Source organism: Ruminococcus flavefaciens (genome assembly GCF_900143025.1).
Taxonomy (GTDB): Bacteria; Bacillota; Clostridia; order Oscillospirales; family Ruminococcaceae; genus Ruminococcus; species Ruminococcus flavefaciens_I.
In genome coordinates, this window is sequence record NZ_FRCT01000010.1 from 95,966 (window position 1) to 113,309 (window position 17,344).

Consider the following 17,344-nt stretch of genomic DNA (forward strand, 5'->3'; position numbering starts at 1 on the left):
CTTTTATGAGCAGGTATGCTCCGCTTGTTGAACGATCCATAATATTATGGTAAACATGGACGACCGATGGTCGTCCTCTGCATTTTCAAGAAAGGAGGATACATGAATACCAGATTACCATATTTACGCGAAAAGACCTCGAAGCTCACCTCGTCTCCGGGGGTGTATATCATGCGCCGAAGGGACAGCTCTATAATCTACATCGGCAAGGCTAAGAACCTTCATAACCGTGTCAGCAGCTACTTCCGCGAAAATCCCGACCATACTCCAAAGGTCGCAGCTATGGTATCAAATGTGTACGACTATGATTTTATCGTCACAGACAGCGAGTTCGAGGCGCTTCTTCTGGAATGCAGTCTTATCAAGCAGCACAAGCCGAAATACAATATCCTTCTGAAGGACGACAAGGGATATCATTATATTCGTATTTCAGATGAGGAGTACCCTCGTATAACCAACGAAAAAAACACAAAACAGAGCGGCAGATATCTTGGACCTTATACCAGCGGAGCTATCACAAAGGAAGCCGTCAACGAAGCTAACCGCGTGTTCATGCTGCCCACCTGTAAGCGTAAATTCCCGCAGGATTTCGGCAAATCCCGTCCCTGTCTGAATTACCATATAAAGCAGTGCATGGGAGTTTGCAGGGGCAGGATAAGTGCCGAGGACTACCGCAGCGCAGTAGAGCAGGCGATAGAGTTCATCAAAAGCGGAAGTGCCGAGTCTGTGGAACGCATGGAGGAGGAGATGAACAGAGCTGCCGAGGAGCTTCAATTCGAGAAAGCAGCAATGCTCCGTGACAGGATAGCGGCAGTGAAAAAGGCTTCCGAAAAGCAGAAGATAATAAACAGCGGAGTCGAGTCCGCTGACGTTATAGGCATTGCTGAATTTTACGACGGGCTTTATATTTCCGTGCTCATGTACCGCGAGGACAGGCTTTTTGATAAGGCTGTATTTGAGCTTCCGCTTCCCGATAAGGACGAAGACATACTCAGCCATTTCATGCTGCAATTCTACTACAAAAAGCCCGATATACCGCGTTCGGTGATAGTTGACCACATTCCCGAGGACAGCGAGCTGCTGACGGAGATGCTGGAGGAGCAGACTCAGCATAAGGTCAGGCTCCATGTGCCGCAGAAGGGCAGACAGCTGGAACTGCTGAAGCTGGCAAAAAATAACAGTGCAGAGTATGCCGCTATAAAGAATGACCGCACGGGAAAAGAGGTCATCGCTCTTGAGCAGCTGGGGCAGAGTCTCGGACTTTCCAAGCCGCCCAGATATATCGAAGCCTATGACATTTCAAACCTGTCATCGGAGTCAATGGTTGCGGGAATGGTGGTTTTTGAGGACGGCAGACCGCTTAAAAAGGCGTACAAACGCTTTACCGTAAAGGAACAGCAGTTCCAGAACGACTACGGCAGTATGCATGAGGTACTCAAAAGGCGGCTCATGCACATCGTAACAGGCGAGGGGGATGAGTATTTCACCAGAAAGCCCGATCTGATACTCCTTGACGGCGGAAAAGGTCATGTGAACGCAGTTGCGCCTCTACTGCGTGAATTGGGGCTGGATATCCCATTGTTCGGCATGGTCAAGGACGATAAGCATCGCACCAGAGCTATCGCAACGGGCGGCAGGGAAATACAGATAAATAATCTGAGATCCGTATTCGACCTTGTTACGCGTATACAGGACGAAGTACATCGCTATTCCGTAAGCTTTATGCACTCGCGCCACAAGAAAAAGACCTACAGCTCCGAGCTTCTGAATGTACGGGGAATAGGTGAAAAAAAGGCGGCGAAGCTGTTTATGCAGTACAAGACCATAACCAATCTCCGCAATGCGACTCCCGAGGAGCTTGCGGCGGCTGCGGGAGTAAATATGGACACCGCAGCGGAGCTATGGAAAACGATACAGGGGCTTTGATAGTATCGGCAGGAATATTATTTCAAAAATGCTTATATTATAATAGTATACGCAGGCGGTCAGTCCAATTTCGGTGTGTATATAGTAAAAAATGTAAACTTGTCCACAGAATACCCTTCCGATTTTCGACGCTGAATACAAGGTTTTTATATAATAACGGTCAAAATAACTAAATTAGCAATATGCAAATTGCCGCAGTTTACAATTCTGTAAAAATTAGCAGAAAATATGAGCTTATATGTTGCAATTTAAAAGTGAGTGTGATATAATTATTGTGGAAGTTTAACAATGTTTGGTATACGTGTGCATATACCATATATTGGGCTGCCTTTGATATTGTGTTTTTGTAAAAAACTAACCGTTTATAGCAGTCGGTATTACAGAGAGTATATTTCTTGGTAAATATTGATAAAAAACGGTTGATTATTTATGTCAAAAAAGCGATTGAAAAGTAACTATTAAAATGTTATAATTGTTATTATTAAGGCAGTGAGAAACGTTCATCACAAGTAATTAATTATGGAGGTGGTTTCATGAAGAGTTTTTCCTATGTAGCTCAGGACGCAAGAAGCAGACAGGTCAAGGGAATCATCAATGCGGAAAATGAGCAGGAATTCTTACAGAAAGCCAAGGAAAAGGGCTTATATGTCAAGGATTATAAGGAAAGCGATTCAGGTGACGCAAAATCAATCTACAAGTTCAGCACGAAGGAACTTAACTTCTGCTGCCGACAGCTGAGTGCTATGCTTACTTCGGGTCTGACACTTGTAAAAGCCATCGATATCCTAACCAAGGAGCAGGAGAACGAAAAGGCGAGAGCAATATGGCAGGATATCTACGAGAACGTACAGAAGGGTGAATCTTTCTCGTCAACTCTCGAAATGCACGCAGGTTCATTCCCTGACTTTCTTATTTCCATGGTCGGCGCGGGCGAGAGCAGCGGTTCGCTGGATATCATCATGACCCGAATGTCAGATCACTACGCAAAGGAAAATAAGCTTAAAAACACGATCAGAGGCGCAATGATCTACCCGATCATACTTCTCGTACTCTGTGTTGTAATCGTTATCTTCCTCTTTACTGTTATCATGCCTACATTTATCGATATGTTCGAGGATAAGAGTAAGATGCCTCTCCTCACGAAGATACTGGCTGCTATCAGTGATTTCCTGAAGACAAAATGGTATGTACTTATTATCATAGTTGCCGGCGCTTTCTTTGGTATAAGATATGCACTGAAGGTTCCGAGCTTCCGTAAAAAGGTTGACCGAATGCTTATCAAGGGACCCGGATTTGGTCCTCTTGTAACCAAGGTCTACACAGGAAGATTTTCAAGAACACTTTCTTCACTTTACTCAAGTGGTCTTCCAATGGTAGAGTGCTTACAGAGAGCTTCAGCAATTCTCGGAAATTCATACGTAGATGAAAAATTTGAAACTGTTATCGACGAAGTAAAACAGGGCGAGCCCCTTTCATCAGCAATAACACGTACAGAGATATTTGAGCCTATGTTCTGCTCTGTAATCTATGTTGGTGAAGAGTCAGGTGCTCTTGATACTATCCTCGAAAAGAGTTCAGATTACTACGAAGAAGAATCAGATTCAGCCATTCAGCGTCTTGTTGGTATGTTAGAGCCTATCCTTCTTATTTTCATGGGCCTTATCATAGGAATGGTTGTGTGCGGTATTTACCCTGCACTTTACGGCTCATTAGAGAGCATAGAAAACGGTTAATAAGGAGGAAAGATAAATGCTTTCATTTGATATTACAGATAGAAACATACGAGTAGTTAGAGGCGTTGAGGGCAACGGAAAGATCAAGATTAATTCTGCTGCTACAGTAAATGTTGAAGAGGGACTTATCGTTAACGGACACGTTAAGGACGTTCCAGCAGTTGCAACACTTATAAACAACGTTATTAAAATGCACAGAATGCCTGATAAGGAAGCAATCGTTTCGATTTCTTCAAACCTTACGATCTTCAAGGAAATGACAGTTGCAAAGGGCAGAGGTCAGGACCTTCAGAAGACAGTTAAGCTCCAGATGCAGGCAGAGCTCAATCTTGATGATTCATACAGTGTATCATACATCATAGTTGGTGACGCAGACAGCAGCGAGGTAAGCGAGCCTTCATACAAGATCCTTGCTACAGCTTGTCCTTATGAGATCGTTAACAGCTACAGAGAGGCATTCAAGCTTCTTGGTATTTCTCTCAGATCAGTAATGATCGGCTGTAACTGTATCACAAAGGTACTTCTTGCTGATACAAAGATCAGATCAAAGATGCCGCTCCTTGCTGTACAGATCGACAACAACTTCATCTCTCTCAACCTCTATGAGCAGGGACAGCTTTCATTCTCACGTTTCGCTTCTATCGATGCTGCTGACTACGGTTACTCTGACGACTACGTATTTGAAGCCGTTAACGAGAACATCTTCCGTATGCTCCAGTTCCACAGAAGCCGTAACACAGGCGAGTCTATCGAGAACGTAATTTTCTACGGCGATACTCACGAGTATGTAAGACTTACCGATGAGCTTGAAAAGCTTGATCTTAAAACAAGCCTTATCAATGTTCCACCACAGATCCACGGACATGAAAATCTTGAATTCTCACTGTATGCAAATGCAATCGGTGCTATGTTCAAGAGAAACAGAGAGATCGAAAAGATCAATCTTCTTGAGACTGACTTCAGTACTGCTGTTAAGAACAAGATCAGAAACGAAAGCTCAGGCAACGTTGCTATGATCGCAGCTCTTATCGGTTCTGTAGTTATCGCAGGCGGTACATATGCATTCTTCCACTTCAAAGATAAGGGCATTCAGAACGATATCGAGAAGTGCGAGGAGTACATCAACTCACCTAAGACAGAACAGGAGCTTAACCACCGTCAGCATCTTATAGATATGAAGAGCTCGGTAAATGCGTATTACACAAAGGTAAACAATGCATATGATGCATATCTGTCAAAGCCTGTTATCGAAGGTAAGTCATATGAAGAGGTTGAGAAGGTGCTCAAGGAAACTTGTGAAAAGGAAAAGATCGAGAACTTCACTATCTCCAATGCACGTTATGCAGACGGAACAATTCAGTTCACAGTAGATTGTGACATCAATAAAGATGAAAAAGCTCAGAAGCTTCCTGCGGATTTTGTTGCTAATATTTTGGCAGATCCATTATTCTGCGGCTCAAGCTATGGCGGATACCGTGTAAATAAGATCGAAGAAGAAGGCAAAGAGCCTGTTGAGAGGATCAACTTCTCTTCAAGTGCTAAGCTGACAGGCTTTAAGAGTGCTTATAAGGGCGATCAGGATAACGGATCCGATAAGGCAGAATAAGAAGAGGAGGCTAACTAATAATGAAACTTAATTACAGAGATAAGATCATTGCTGCTATTCTTATAGCTATCACAATCCTTCTGATTGGTTTCTTTGCATTTATCAAACCAAAGTATAAGGATATAAAGGCTCACAAGGAAACTCTTAAAGATGTCCAGAAGACAGAAAAAGAGATCAGAGCTAAGATCGCTGAGATCCCAGGTCTTAAGAAAGATATCTTAAAGATCTATGAGGATACAACAGCTATTACAGCTAACTTCGTTCCTGTAAAGGATGTACAGGATCCTGTAGTAATTGATAGATACATGAGAGACTTTGCTGAAAAGGCAAATGCTAAGCTTATGAGCGTAGAGCTTCAGGAAGCTAAGCTTAGTCCTATTGATTACTACTTCAATTCAAGGACTGATAACTTCGCAGAAATGCGTAGTGCAGCTGATATTGACGGCAGTCTCAAAAAGGAATATGAGCAGCTCACTGCTGCTGATACAGCCGTATCACAGAGAGCTAAGGAGTCTATAATGCAGACACAGTACGGTATCAGCGTACACGGTACTAAGAAGGCTATATGGGCTTACCTTGAAGAACTCAAGAAGTTTGACAAGACTGCAACCATAAACTCAGTTACAATGGGCGATTCAAGCTTTGGTCAGAATGACGCAAAGGCTGCAAATGTTTCACTTCCTGATTCAAAGGATAGTGACGAAGAAGTAACCGTAGATGCAAATGGTAAGAAGATTTCTAATGCAACAGATGTAAAGATCGTTGTTACACTTTATTCAGTATTCGACATGTCAAAGCCAAATGTTGACGAAGTTCCTTCTTCTAATTAAGATGCAGGCTTTCTACATCATACGCTATAGTTATTGAATTAATATAACTTGAAAGGCGGTTAGAAAAATGAAAACAGAGAACAAGAAAACATTACGCGGTTCTGTATTGTTTACAGTTGTTTGTGTAATGGCGCTGTTGATAATCTTTCTGACTGGTACTCTTGCTCTTGCATCAGCATCGAGCAACAGAGCACATAAGTCATATTCATCATCACAGGCCAGCTACACAGCAAGAGCCGCAATTGACACGTTCGTACAGTCAATGGGGCGTGAGCCAGGAATCCCTGCCGCAATCGAGAACATTGGAGATACTCCACTTGAGGTAGAGATGAAGATCAATGATCCAACACTTGGCGTCATTGGTTACTATGATGATTCACACAAATGGCAGAAGGACAAAATGGTAATTACACCTGTTGCTGATTCAGCAGGTTATATATTTACCGATATCGACGGTGATAATAATCCTGAGTGGGTTCCAGTAACAGCAGTAAAGCTCACAGCAACCTGCCGAGTAGGTAAGGAAGAGGAGACTGTTTCTGCGTACATTCAGAAGACAGCTTCTGCTCATTCTGAGGTAACTCCTGGCGGTCTTGATGGACTTCAGGAAGTCGGCGGTAACGCATTCCCTAACGGTGCGGTTATCACCGGTGGTCTTGGTCTTGGTATTTCCAAGGATAAATCAGGACTTTTCACACTTCATAATGCAGTTACGATTGAAACAAAGTCAACCTTCATAAACGGAAGTGTAACAGGCGGTACAGGTTCTTTTGCGATAAATATAAAGAATCCTGTTGACAATAAAACCGGCAAGCTTCAGATGCCTAATTCACAGACTGTTATCATGGGCAGTTTGTATATGAAGAATGATAGTCTGTTCAATCTCGATTATGTTATGACAAATAACTTTACTCAGAAGGATATTCCGTATATCTATATCGACGAATCGATTGCTGGTCTTTCATCTTTAAACTTTGTAAAAAGTGGTAAGTTTGTAAAAAAAGACGGTAAATATGAATTTAATGGCGATGCAAATAGAGTGGGTAAAGCACCATTCAATGTATTTATAGGTACATTCGATAGCCGTACTTTCCAGACTGATGTTAAATTTGGCGGCGCTGATGTTTATATGTTAGATGAATACACATCTGATGATAATAAATATAACATACTGTTTTCTTCTGAAAGAGATTACGCTTCCGAAGAATTAGCTGCTAAAGATGCAGACAGACCGGGTAAGGAAAATGATAGGCAAGTTGTCGTAGGAGATAACCACTTTGGAAAAGATGTAGGTAACACAATGCTTTATGACTGGGCAAGCTCATATGTTCATAAGAGCGAATCTCAGCATAAGACAACAGGCGGTAATCTTTATTCAATGGGCAACCTTACATTGCAGCAGTGTACGATTGAGGGCGATGTTAGAGTAAATGGTAATTGTACTATCAAGAATGGCGTTACAATTAAGGGCGACCTCATTGTAAAGAAAACTCTTACATTTGACGGCGGCAATGCAAACAGTGTTCACGGTGATATTTACTGTGATAATGTTGTAGGTGGAGGTGCTGGCAACAGAGATACCGAGCGTCTTAAAGAAGGCTTTATCGAGCATAAGAATGCTCTTCTTCCAAGATACAAGGAAGTTCATAACTTTATCTATGAGAATGAGCTTGTTCCCGATATAGACGTTCAGGAGACTATCAGGTCAGAAAAGTCAGAAGCAGAGGGCTGGCGATATGTTATCACAAAGCCGGGCGATACAACACCAACTGTTCTCGGTTGGGAAAATGATAAGACAGATGGTATTCGTAATGCAGATTATTGTTACAAGAAGATCAAGGACACATGGTATGTAGGAAATGCTTATTATGAAACAGGCATTGACGGCTTTGTATCCGATAGAGTTGTAACAACACCTACTGTTACATATAAGGGTGATCCTACAACCGATGAAGAGCGTGTATGGATAGGTGATGATGGCAAGCCTGTTTACGGCAAGGTCGATGAAGACTTCTCATACTATAAAATGAATGAGGATAATACTGTTGCCGAAGAGACAGATGAAGCTCATGCAATAGCAACCTATTATACCAAGGAAGGCGATCCATATACAGTATATGGTAGAAATGAAGCCTATGGCAGTTTTTCAGCCGTAAATCATATGGACTACACAGGAAGTGGTAAGGAGCCTGCATATCCTGATAATATGACACGTAAGGCAATCTACGGATATGAAGATCCTGATACACATGAGTTTATTGAAGCAGATCCTAAGACAAAGATCGTCAAGAATATATATGAAGTAAGAGAAGATCTTAACATGGACGAAAACGGTAATTATGACGAGAAGGTATATCATAATCACGTTCCTAAGAGATTCTGTGAAAATGCAGCTGATGACACATTTATTGATGATCCTGATGATCCAGCATATAATACACCTGCTAATAAAGCTCAGAGAAATAAGCTCCCATATGCTTTCAATAATGATGGTACACCAAATACAGCTTCAGGTGTATGGTCAGACGGAAAGATTATACGTTCATGTATCATAGGAAAAACAGACGGTACGGTATTTAAATTTGAGAATAAAAAGAGCTATAATGTCGTAGGTTCAGGTGAAGGTATCTGGGTTGTGCTCCAAAACGTAAAAACAACTGATGACTCTGAAAACAGCTTACTCTGCGATACAACAAAGGGTAAGGTATGCTTCCTTATTGATAAAACACTTGATATATCCAAGACATCTATCAGACCTGTAGTTTCGGGCAGTGGCGTTCAGGCTTATACTGAAAACTGTATCGTAACTCCTGATTCTGTATGGGGCGTTGAGTATTATGGTACAGAAGGTTCATCTATTACGATGTTCAATGACTGTACATTAGTTGGAACATTCATGTGCCCTGAAACAACATTCAGCGGTAACGTTGCTGGTTTAATTGGTTGTAGATACAGAGGTGCATACACTGCTAAGGGCAAGGAAACATATTATAAGTCACCAATCGTAGGAAGTGCTATGTTCAAGCATGTTGATAAGGCTACGAATGATTTTGGCGTTCTTAACTCTGGTGGCGGCGGCGCTACAAAGACCAAGGGCAGCGTTAAAACAGCACTTGGAACATATGAAATATCGTACTTCACAGGTTCATAAAGGAGGAATGTTCTTATGAAAAAAAGCAAAAAAAAGCTGAAGGGCATGACTCTGATCGAAATGATCATTTCGATATTCATATTTGCTATAATGGGCGGCTTGCTCATACTTATAGGTACTCATATTGATGCTACCTCAAAGGCAACTAACAACCTAAAAAACAAGGTTGTAGTTGAGTCGCCTTATGCAGCAAATCACATAAGTCAAATTGGTGAGGACGAACACGGTGATCCCGAGTATCTTGATAAGTCGGAAATGGACATCACTGTAAAGATCCACGCAAGCGGAAAGTACTGGGTAAAGGAACAGACTGATGCCGATGATCCTTCTAAATTTGAATTCGTTGAGAAAAGCTACGGAAATGCTGACGGTGATGTAGTTGTTAACATGAAGGCTGAAAAGTATTCAACAGAAAAGCTTGTAACCGACGGTATGACTGAAGAGCAGATCAAAGATATGCAGAAGAAGGTAAACGGAAAGCTCAATCTCGATTTCTTCGACGTATTACCTGCTGAAGAACCAGAAGCTGAAGGCGAATCAGCAGAAACGGAATAAGCGAGGAGGGTAAGTCTATGAAAAAACGTATCAAAAAGGGCTTTACTCTTATTGAGCTTATCGTTGTAATGGCTATTTTCTCTATACTTATGGTAGCAGTAATGGCTCTTACAGGACCGGTTCAGAGAATGTTCAAAAACACAGCTCTTTCAGAAAAAACTTATTCTTATGCTAATAATATCCAGCTTTTCCTTCAGGGAAAGCTGGAGTATGCAGAAGACCTTTATGTATGTACATCTGATAAGATCGACTTTGACGGTGTAAACGGCGTAGACGACGGTGATCTTGTTAAGCTCGCTGAGGAATTCAGAAATAAACACTTTAAGAATACTGTTGGTACTAACGACGGAACAAATACTCATTACATAAAGGGCAATATCCATATTCTCAGACTGTGCAATAATGATGTCGTAGGATCAGACGGTAAGGTAAAGTTTAAGAGAGGCGAGATCACTCACAGAGTATACGATTTCACTTCAAATAACGTTATTGATCCTTCAAAGACATACGAAGAAAAAAGCGAGTTAAATCCTGCTTTCTTCAATGCTCAGGACTCATCGTATAACTTCAACTACGCACTTGGTTCATCAAACCTTAAAATAGCAAAGATGCCAGATGCTGGTGATTTAGATGAAGAAACAAAAGCAAAGGTAAAAGAAAATGTTGTTTACAGAGCTCTTGACAGAGATATGGCTGATAAGACAACTGAGATATCAGCAACAAATCTTTCGTTGTCAATAGTTCTCGATCAGAAAACTGGCGGCTCTATAGATATTCCTGCTGTAGGTACACAGAAGGCATGTAGAGTATTTGCAAGTCCTGTAGCTGTACAGATTGCAAATCTCCCACTTACAAATATAGCTATAAGATGTAAGCACAATCCTTCTCCATGGGGTCTCAAAAGACCAAAATTAGAAGATGGAGCAGTAACACTTCAGGGTGATGGAGACGTTGGTTCTGCATACAGCGAAACATATGCAAGCGCTGACTTCAGTTTCACTAACGACATCTACTTTGTATATGCTTATACAGATGAGCTCTATTAATAAGTAAAAAAACAGGCAGCAGTTAATGCTGCTGCCTGTACTTATTTTTTGTTTTTATTCCGTGGCAAGTAAATTCAGATACCACTGTGCTATCTGATTTCCACACAGACTTCCGACCGCAATTCCTATTGCAAGGAACGGTCCGAAAGCAAACTTTGAATCGTTAGTCACTTTCTTGACTATGAGACCTCCGATAGCGGCGGTCATAATACCAATGAATGTTGAAGCGATAACAGCCCGCGTTCCAAGAAACGCACCTGCTGCAAACATAAGATATGTATCACCGAGTTCAATAGCTCTGAAATCCTCACCGAACTTCTTTTTGATGATCGGTCGGCTTATCTCGCCGATAAGGAAGAATGGTACACTGATTATGAGTGCTCCGATTATGCGGCTCTTGAGACTTACATCGTGAAACTCACGAGAGTAGAAAAGATGCAGCGGGATCGTAAGGATCAGAATAACAGCTACCATGCTGACGTAGATATCCTTTGTGTCCCAGTCGATAAATCCTATACATATAAGGAACGACATTACAACGCAGGTTATTATGGATTTAACATTAATATCCAAAGCAAAAAACGTCAGAACGTAGAGTAAACCGTTCAGCGACTCTACGATCGGATAGCGCGGCGAGATCTTCTGACCGCAGCTGTGACATTTTCCTCTCAGCATAAGCCAGCTGAAAACAGGGATCAGGTCGATCGGTCTGATCTTTGCACCACAGGTCATACAGTGTGAAGCTTTTTCCTTGTCCTCTTTGGTTTTTCCTATTCCGAGTACCGACTCGCCTGCTGGAAGCCTTAGAATGACAACATTAAGGAAGCTTCCGATACAAATGCCGAACAGGAAAATAATGACGTAAAACATGATCTTGAAAGGTAGCTCGGTAAATTCATCGTGGAGCATATTTTCAAATTCAAACATGATTTTACCCCTCCTTCATATTATAAAGTACATAATCTTATTATAACATAAATTATGGAAAATTCAAGTACAATTTTAGAATATCAGGCGTATGACGGATATGTCTGATGTTCAGAAAATAAGCGGAGGTTTTTTATGAGAAACGAGAGAATTGGTGACTACTTAGTCAATCAAGGGCTTATCACAAGCGAACAGCTTCAGCAGGTACTCGAAGCTCAGAAGGCATCAAACGGCTCAAAGAAATTTGGTGACGTTGTTGTTGAACTGGGATTCATGTCAGAAGTTAACTTCGCTAAGGCACTGGCTGGAAACCTGAGAGTTCAGTATGTTGACCTTGACAATATCGAGATCAACAGCGATGCTGTACAGATGGTACCTGAGGCTCTTGCAAGAAAGCATACAGTAATCGCTATCAATGTACAAGGTAAGCGTCTTACAGTTGCTACAAATGATCCTGTAAACTTCATCGTCCTCGAGGATATCAAGGTTTCTACAGGTATGGATACCGTTCCTGTTCTTGCAACAACATCAGCTATCAATAAGGCTATCGGTAAGTGCTACTCAATGCAGAATGTTGACAGCGTTCTCGAAGGCGTTGCCGGTATGGGCGGCGACCTTGGTGAAATGACCGAGGCTGATATCGAGTCTAAGGACAGAGTTGAAAGCGCACCTATCGTTAAGCTTGCAACTACTATCGTTGAAAACTCATACAGAGCAGACGCTACCGATATTCATATCGAGCCATTTGACAAGTATACAAGAATCCGTATCCGTGTAAACGGCGACCTCGTTGAGCTCATGAATATCTCAAGTGCAGTTCATAGTGCGCTGACAACACGTTTCAAGCTTATCAGCGGCATGAACATCGCTGAAAAGAGAGTACCTCAGGACGGCCGTTTCACACAGGTCGTTGACGGAACAACTCTTGATGTCCGTGTATCCTCACTTCCAATGGTACACGGTGAAAAGATCGTTATCCGAATTCTTTCAACCGGACAGATCGCACTCCGTAAGATCACGGATCTGGGTATGTCTGATTATAACTATACACTGTTCGAGTCAATGCTGAGAGTTACTCACGGCGTTATCCTCGTAACAGGACCTACCGGTTCAGGTAAAACAACTACACTTTACGCTGCTCTTGGTGAGATCGCTAAGCCAAACGTAAACGTCGTAACAGTTGAGGACCCTGTCGAAAAGGCTATCGACGGTATCAACCAGTGTCAGGTTAATATGAAGGCTGGTATGACATTCGCCGCAGCTCTTAGATCTATCCTCCGTCAGGACCCTGACGTAGTAATGATCGGTGAGATGCGTGATACCGAGACAGCAGATATCGGTATCCGTGCCGCTATCACAGGACACTTGGTTCTTTCCACACTTCATACAAACGACGCTGCTTCAACAGTTGTTCGTCTTGTTGATATGGGTGTTGCTCCATACATGGTTGCAACTTCACTTATCGGTGTAATCGCTCAGCGACTTGTAAAGGTTCTCTGCCCTGAGTGTAAGAAGCCAAGAATGTCAACTCCCGAAGAAAATGAACTCATGGGATTAGATCATTCAATTCAGATCTTCGAGGCAGGCGGCTGCCCTGTATGCAATAACACAGGTTACAGAGGAAGAACTGCTATCCACGAGATCATTCACTGTACAACAACCGTTTCTTCTATCATCGCAGCAGGCGGTACAAAGGAAGAAATCGAGAAGGCAGCAAAGGCAAACGGAACAAAGCTGCTTCGTGATAACGCTGCTGAGCTTGTAATGGCAGGAGAAACATCTATAGATGAGCTTGTAAGAGCTACATACACAGTATAATAGCTTTATCTATATAGGGAGGATAATAACATGGCAATTGAAATTCATAGAATACTTGACGAGGTAAGACTCCTCGGTTGTTCTGACCTTCACTTTACAGACAGGATCGCTCCTGTTGTACGTCTTAACGGTACACTCAGAACCATGCGTTCACAGTATCCTGAAATGGATGAAGAGGAAATACTCAACATCGTTCACCAGATGACAAACGATGCACAGCAGACAAGCGTTAACAATCACCACGATACCGACTTCTCGTTCACAACAAGAAGCGGCTACCGTCACCGTGTAAACGTATATTTCCAGAAGGGTAAGCCTGCTATCGCTATCCGACTTCTGAGAAACGATATCCCTACACTTGAGGATCTCGGACTTCCTCCGATACTCGCAGATTTCGCAATGCGTCCTCGTGGACTCGTTCTCGTAACAGGTCCTACCGGTTCAGGTAAATCTACAACCCTTGCAGCTATGATCGACTTCGTTAACCTTAACAGAAGTGCTCACGTTATAACTGTTGAGGATCCTATCGAGTACGTACACGAGCATAAGAGATGTATGGTAAACCAGAGAGAGATCGGTGACGACGTTCCGTCATTCGCTCTTGCTCTTAGAGCTGCTCTCCGTGAGGACCCTGACGTAATCCTCGTAGGAGAAATGCGTGACTTCGAGACTATCCAGGCTGCTGTAACTGCCGCTGAAACAGGACATCTCGTTATGTCAACACTTCATACAACATCTGCCGCTGATACTATCAACCGTATCATCGACGTTTACCCTGAGCATCAGCAGCAGCAGATCAGAACACAGCTCGCTAACAACCTTGTAGCTGTTATTTCACAGACCCTTATTCCAAAGAAGGACGGTTCAGGACGAATCGCTTGTATGGAAATCCTTAACGTAACAGACGCTATTTCGGCTATGATCCGTGATAACAAGATCCATCTTGTACAGTCTGCTATCCAGACAGGTAAGCAGCAGGGCATGATGTCTCTGGATATGGAGCTTGCAAGACTCGTATCCAAGAACGTTATCGGCGAAGTCGATGCTCTCGAAAAGTGCCTCGACAAGCAGGAATTCTATCGTTTCCTTTCACAGATGGGCGGAGTACCCAGAGGTGGAATGCAGGGCTGATGACTGCATAAGTAAAACCGACCGTCGGATAAAATTCCGACGGTCTTTCTTATTATAATATAAAAGAGATTAGTAGGGGACGGCGTCCTCGACGTCCCACGTTATGCGTGTAAAGAATAAATGGACTATTTGTAGGGGCTGCCTTTGGCAGTCCTCAAGCGCCAATTCAAGAGCAAGAACTAAGAGCTAAGATTGTATGGTCAGATATTATCAGCTCCAAAGCCACACTACTTACTGCTCTCTACTCACTAATTCCTAACAACTAAGCACTGATTTTACTGCTCATCACTTAAATGGACTTAAATTATCGTAACTTAAATAATACGCCAAAATTATTACGTCACGTAATATATTAACACAATATTACAGAAATAATTGTTTTTTTGCTGTGAGAAGATAAAGAAATATTAAGAAAAGCAACGTAAAAAGGAAATGAAATGTTCATATGGGGGTCAAAATACCCGTTTACAAAAAGTATAATCAGCTGTGAATATAACAAAAACAAGATAAAAGAATTTACATATTCACAGAAACTTGTGCATTTCGACGGAAACGCTAAAAAAAATATGCCTATTTACCGTTCTAATGTAAAAAGTGCCTTGATATATGGAATTTTTTTTCAAAAACTGTTGACATTATGTGAATAAGGTGGTATACTATAATCACAGGGAAGGGAAAGGGAGTTAAAAAAACCACGAACCCAAAAATGAGGTGGAAGCAAAAAGCTTTCACAAAACTATATTATTTAAGGAGGGTTTTCTTATGAAAACTACAAAGAAAGGTTTTACACTTATTGAGCTCATCGTTGTTATCGCTATCATCGGTGTTCTCGCAGCAATCCTCGTTCCTTCAATGCTCGGTTACGTTAAGAAGTCAAAGGTTTCTTCAGCTAACTCAGCAGCTAACTCACTTCTCAAGGCTATCAACACAGCTCTCGTAGAAGTTGATGAAGAGAATCAGGGTGCAGCTAACATCAAGGAGCTTGCTTGCGATGGTAAGGCTGTTACAATTACTTACGCAGATAATGCTGGCGAAAAGACTGATGCAACTGATTTCAAGACCAAGGTAGATAACTACATGGAAAAGGCACAGAAGAAGGAATGGGGTGCTGCTTGTAGAGGTGGCGTATGTATCGCTGCTGCTATCGAAGTTGACAAGACATACACAGGTACATCACCTGCTGGCGTAGTTACAGTTGATAGCTATGAGAAGTATAGCGGAGACTACAGCAAGGCTCTTACTGAGGCTGTAAAGAAGGCTTCATAATCTAATTGAATTAGATTCTTGAAATGAATAATAAGATGCTCCTTCCAATCGGGAGGAGCATTTTTTTACAATGAATAAGGGGGGGCTTTTCTCGGCTAAATTGCACAATTATACTGCAAAAAAATTGTCGTGGAATGACCAATTCTTTATTGACAAAATGTGAACTTTTTGATATAATATATGTAAAGATTGTATTGGGAGGTGCATATCTATGAAGGCGAAAAAGACTCGCAAAGGTTTTACTTTGATGGAGCTTATTATCGTTATTGCAATAATGGGCATAATGATGGCGATAATTATTCCTTCTTGGGGATATTTTATTAGAAGAGCACGCGAAAGAGATGCGAATTCAAGAGCAAAGGTAGTTTTTAATGCTGCTCAGACAGAGGTAACTCGTGTTTGTAACAGTGAGCGAAGCACTTTAAATAAGATCAATGATCCGAATACTGACTCGACGCTTCGTGATAAATTGAAAAAGCAGATCTATATGGGCAGTGGTGAGTTCTATTTTTACTGGGACGGTAAAAAAGGCGTAAAGGTAAGTGCTTCGGGAACTGCTGTAGATGAAACTACTAACAACCTTAATAACGGAGCATTTGCGAGAGCTGTAAATAATATTACAGGTGGCGAAGGCTTCTATAAGATTTACGTCAAGGATTATAATGTTCAGTCTGTAGTATATACAGCCTACGAAAACGGAAATTATAAGGGTACATATCCCAAGTCGATGAATGAGCTCGACAATAAAACTTTAGGCGATGTCAGAACAACTTCTATAAAGTCCATCAATGATGCGATTATGAAAAAATTAGTTGTTACAAAATAAGAATTTAAAACAGCTGCTTTTGCAGCTGTTTTTTTATGCGTATATTCTTCTGATTAGGAGTTTTCAACGTTTAAACATGCAGAAAGTTGAAAACTTTATCCTTGACAAAAGCGTATTTTGATGATATAATATATTTACTGTCCGACAGAGAGCTGAAAGAAAACAGCGAGTCGAGAAAAATTTATCAAGAAATTTTGAAAAAAGCCTTGACAACTCTGAAAGAAAGTGATATAATATTAAAGCTGTCTCGGAAGAGAGAGTATGGAACAGCATCTTGAAAATTGAACAATGCGAATAAGAAAAAGTAACGACCCTTGAGATTTCTTTGTAAAAGAAGAAAAGTCAAGAAAAGACTAAAAAACACTTTGAAGTAATAACGCAAGCGTTATGAACTGGATCAGATATCTAAATCGAAAGATTTAAATATACAACTTTAATAAAGAGTTTGATCCTGGCTCAGGACGAACGCTGGCGGCACGCTTAACACATGCAAGTCGAACGGAGATATTTTAAGTTTACTTAGGATATC

At 41.6% G+C, this 17,344-nt stretch carries 12 protein-coding genes and 1 rRNA gene; 12 read left to right on the top strand and 1 reads right to left on the bottom strand.

What is annotated here, in order from left to right:
* The first annotated feature begins 102 nt into the window (after positions 1–102).
* From uvrC to BUB28_RS11405, 7 genes are all read left to right on the top strand, one after another.
* Positions 103–1,926 (top strand): excinuclease ABC subunit UvrC, encoded by a 1,824-nt coding sequence (gene uvrC / locus BUB28_RS11375; RefSeq protein ID WP_072951517.1) that lies wholly within the window; start codon positions 103–105, stop codon positions 1,924–1,926.
* A gap of 533 nt (positions 1,927–2,459) precedes the next feature.
* Positions 2,460–3,659, top strand: a complete 1,200-nt coding sequence (locus BUB28_RS11380; RefSeq protein ID WP_072951519.1) for a type II secretion system F family protein — start codon at positions 2,460–2,462, stop codon at positions 3,657–3,659.
* 16 nt (positions 3,660–3,675) lie between these two features.
* Positions 3,676–5,265 (top strand): pilus assembly protein PilM, encoded by a 1,590-nt coding sequence (pilM, locus tag BUB28_RS11385; RefSeq protein WP_072951521.1) that lies wholly within the window; start codon positions 3,676–3,678, stop codon positions 5,263–5,265.
* A gap of 20 nt (positions 5,266–5,285) precedes the next feature.
* On the top strand, positions 5,286–6,095 hold the full coding sequence (locus BUB28_RS11390; RefSeq protein WP_072951522.1) for a hypothetical protein: 810 nt from the start codon (positions 5,286–5,288) through the stop codon (positions 6,093–6,095).
* A gap of 67 nt (positions 6,096–6,162) precedes the next feature.
* Entirely contained in the window at positions 6,163–9,246 is a 3,084-nt protein-coding gene (locus BUB28_RS11395) for a bactofilin family protein (RefSeq protein ID WP_072951524.1), read from the top strand.
* A gap of 15 nt (positions 9,247–9,261) precedes the next feature.
* Positions 9,262–9,801 carry a type IV pilus modification PilV family protein gene (locus tag BUB28_RS11400; RefSeq protein ID WP_072951526.1) on the top strand — a complete coding sequence of 180 codons (540 nt, stop codon included), beginning with the start codon at positions 9,262–9,264 and terminating at the stop codon, positions 9,799–9,801.
* Between the two features lie 17 nt (positions 9,802–9,818).
* On the top strand, positions 9,819–10,847 hold the full coding sequence (locus BUB28_RS11405) for a type II secretion system protein (protein ID WP_072951527.1): 1,029 nt from the start codon (positions 9,819–9,821) through the stop codon (positions 10,845–10,847).
* Positions 10,848–10,901: 54 nt separating this feature from the next.
* On the opposite strand, the gene BUB28_RS11410 is transcribed toward BUB28_RS11405, so the two are convergent.
* On the bottom strand, positions 10,902–11,774 hold the full coding sequence (locus tag BUB28_RS11410) for a prepilin peptidase (protein ID WP_072951529.1): 873 nt from the start codon (positions 11,772–11,774) through the stop codon (positions 10,902–10,904).
* 135 nt (positions 11,775–11,909) lie between these two features.
* Between BUB28_RS11410 and BUB28_RS11415 the strand changes: the two genes are divergently transcribed.
* From BUB28_RS11415 to BUB28_RS11440, 5 genes are all read left to right on the top strand, one after another.
* Positions 11,910–13,592 (top strand): GspE/PulE family protein, encoded by a 1,683-nt coding sequence (locus BUB28_RS11415; RefSeq protein ID WP_072951531.1) that lies wholly within the window; start codon positions 11,910–11,912, stop codon positions 13,590–13,592.
* Positions 13,593–13,622: 30 nt separating this feature from the next.
* Positions 13,623–14,723, top strand: coding sequence for a type IV pilus twitching motility protein PilT (locus tag BUB28_RS11420; protein WP_081373496.1), 1,101 nt, complete (start codon positions 13,623–13,625; stop codon positions 14,721–14,723).
* A gap of 762 nt (positions 14,724–15,485) precedes the next feature.
* Entirely contained in the window at positions 15,486–15,989 is a 504-nt protein-coding gene (locus BUB28_RS11430; RefSeq protein WP_072951535.1) for a pilin, read from the top strand.
* 211 nt (positions 15,990–16,200) lie between these two features.
* On the top strand, positions 16,201–16,815 hold the full coding sequence (locus BUB28_RS11435; protein ID WP_072951537.1) for a prepilin-type N-terminal cleavage/methylation domain-containing protein: 615 nt from the start codon (positions 16,201–16,203) through the stop codon (positions 16,813–16,815).
* A gap of 433 nt (positions 16,816–17,248) precedes the next feature.
* Positions 17,249–17,344 (top strand): 16S ribosomal RNA (locus BUB28_RS11440); the annotation flags it as partial.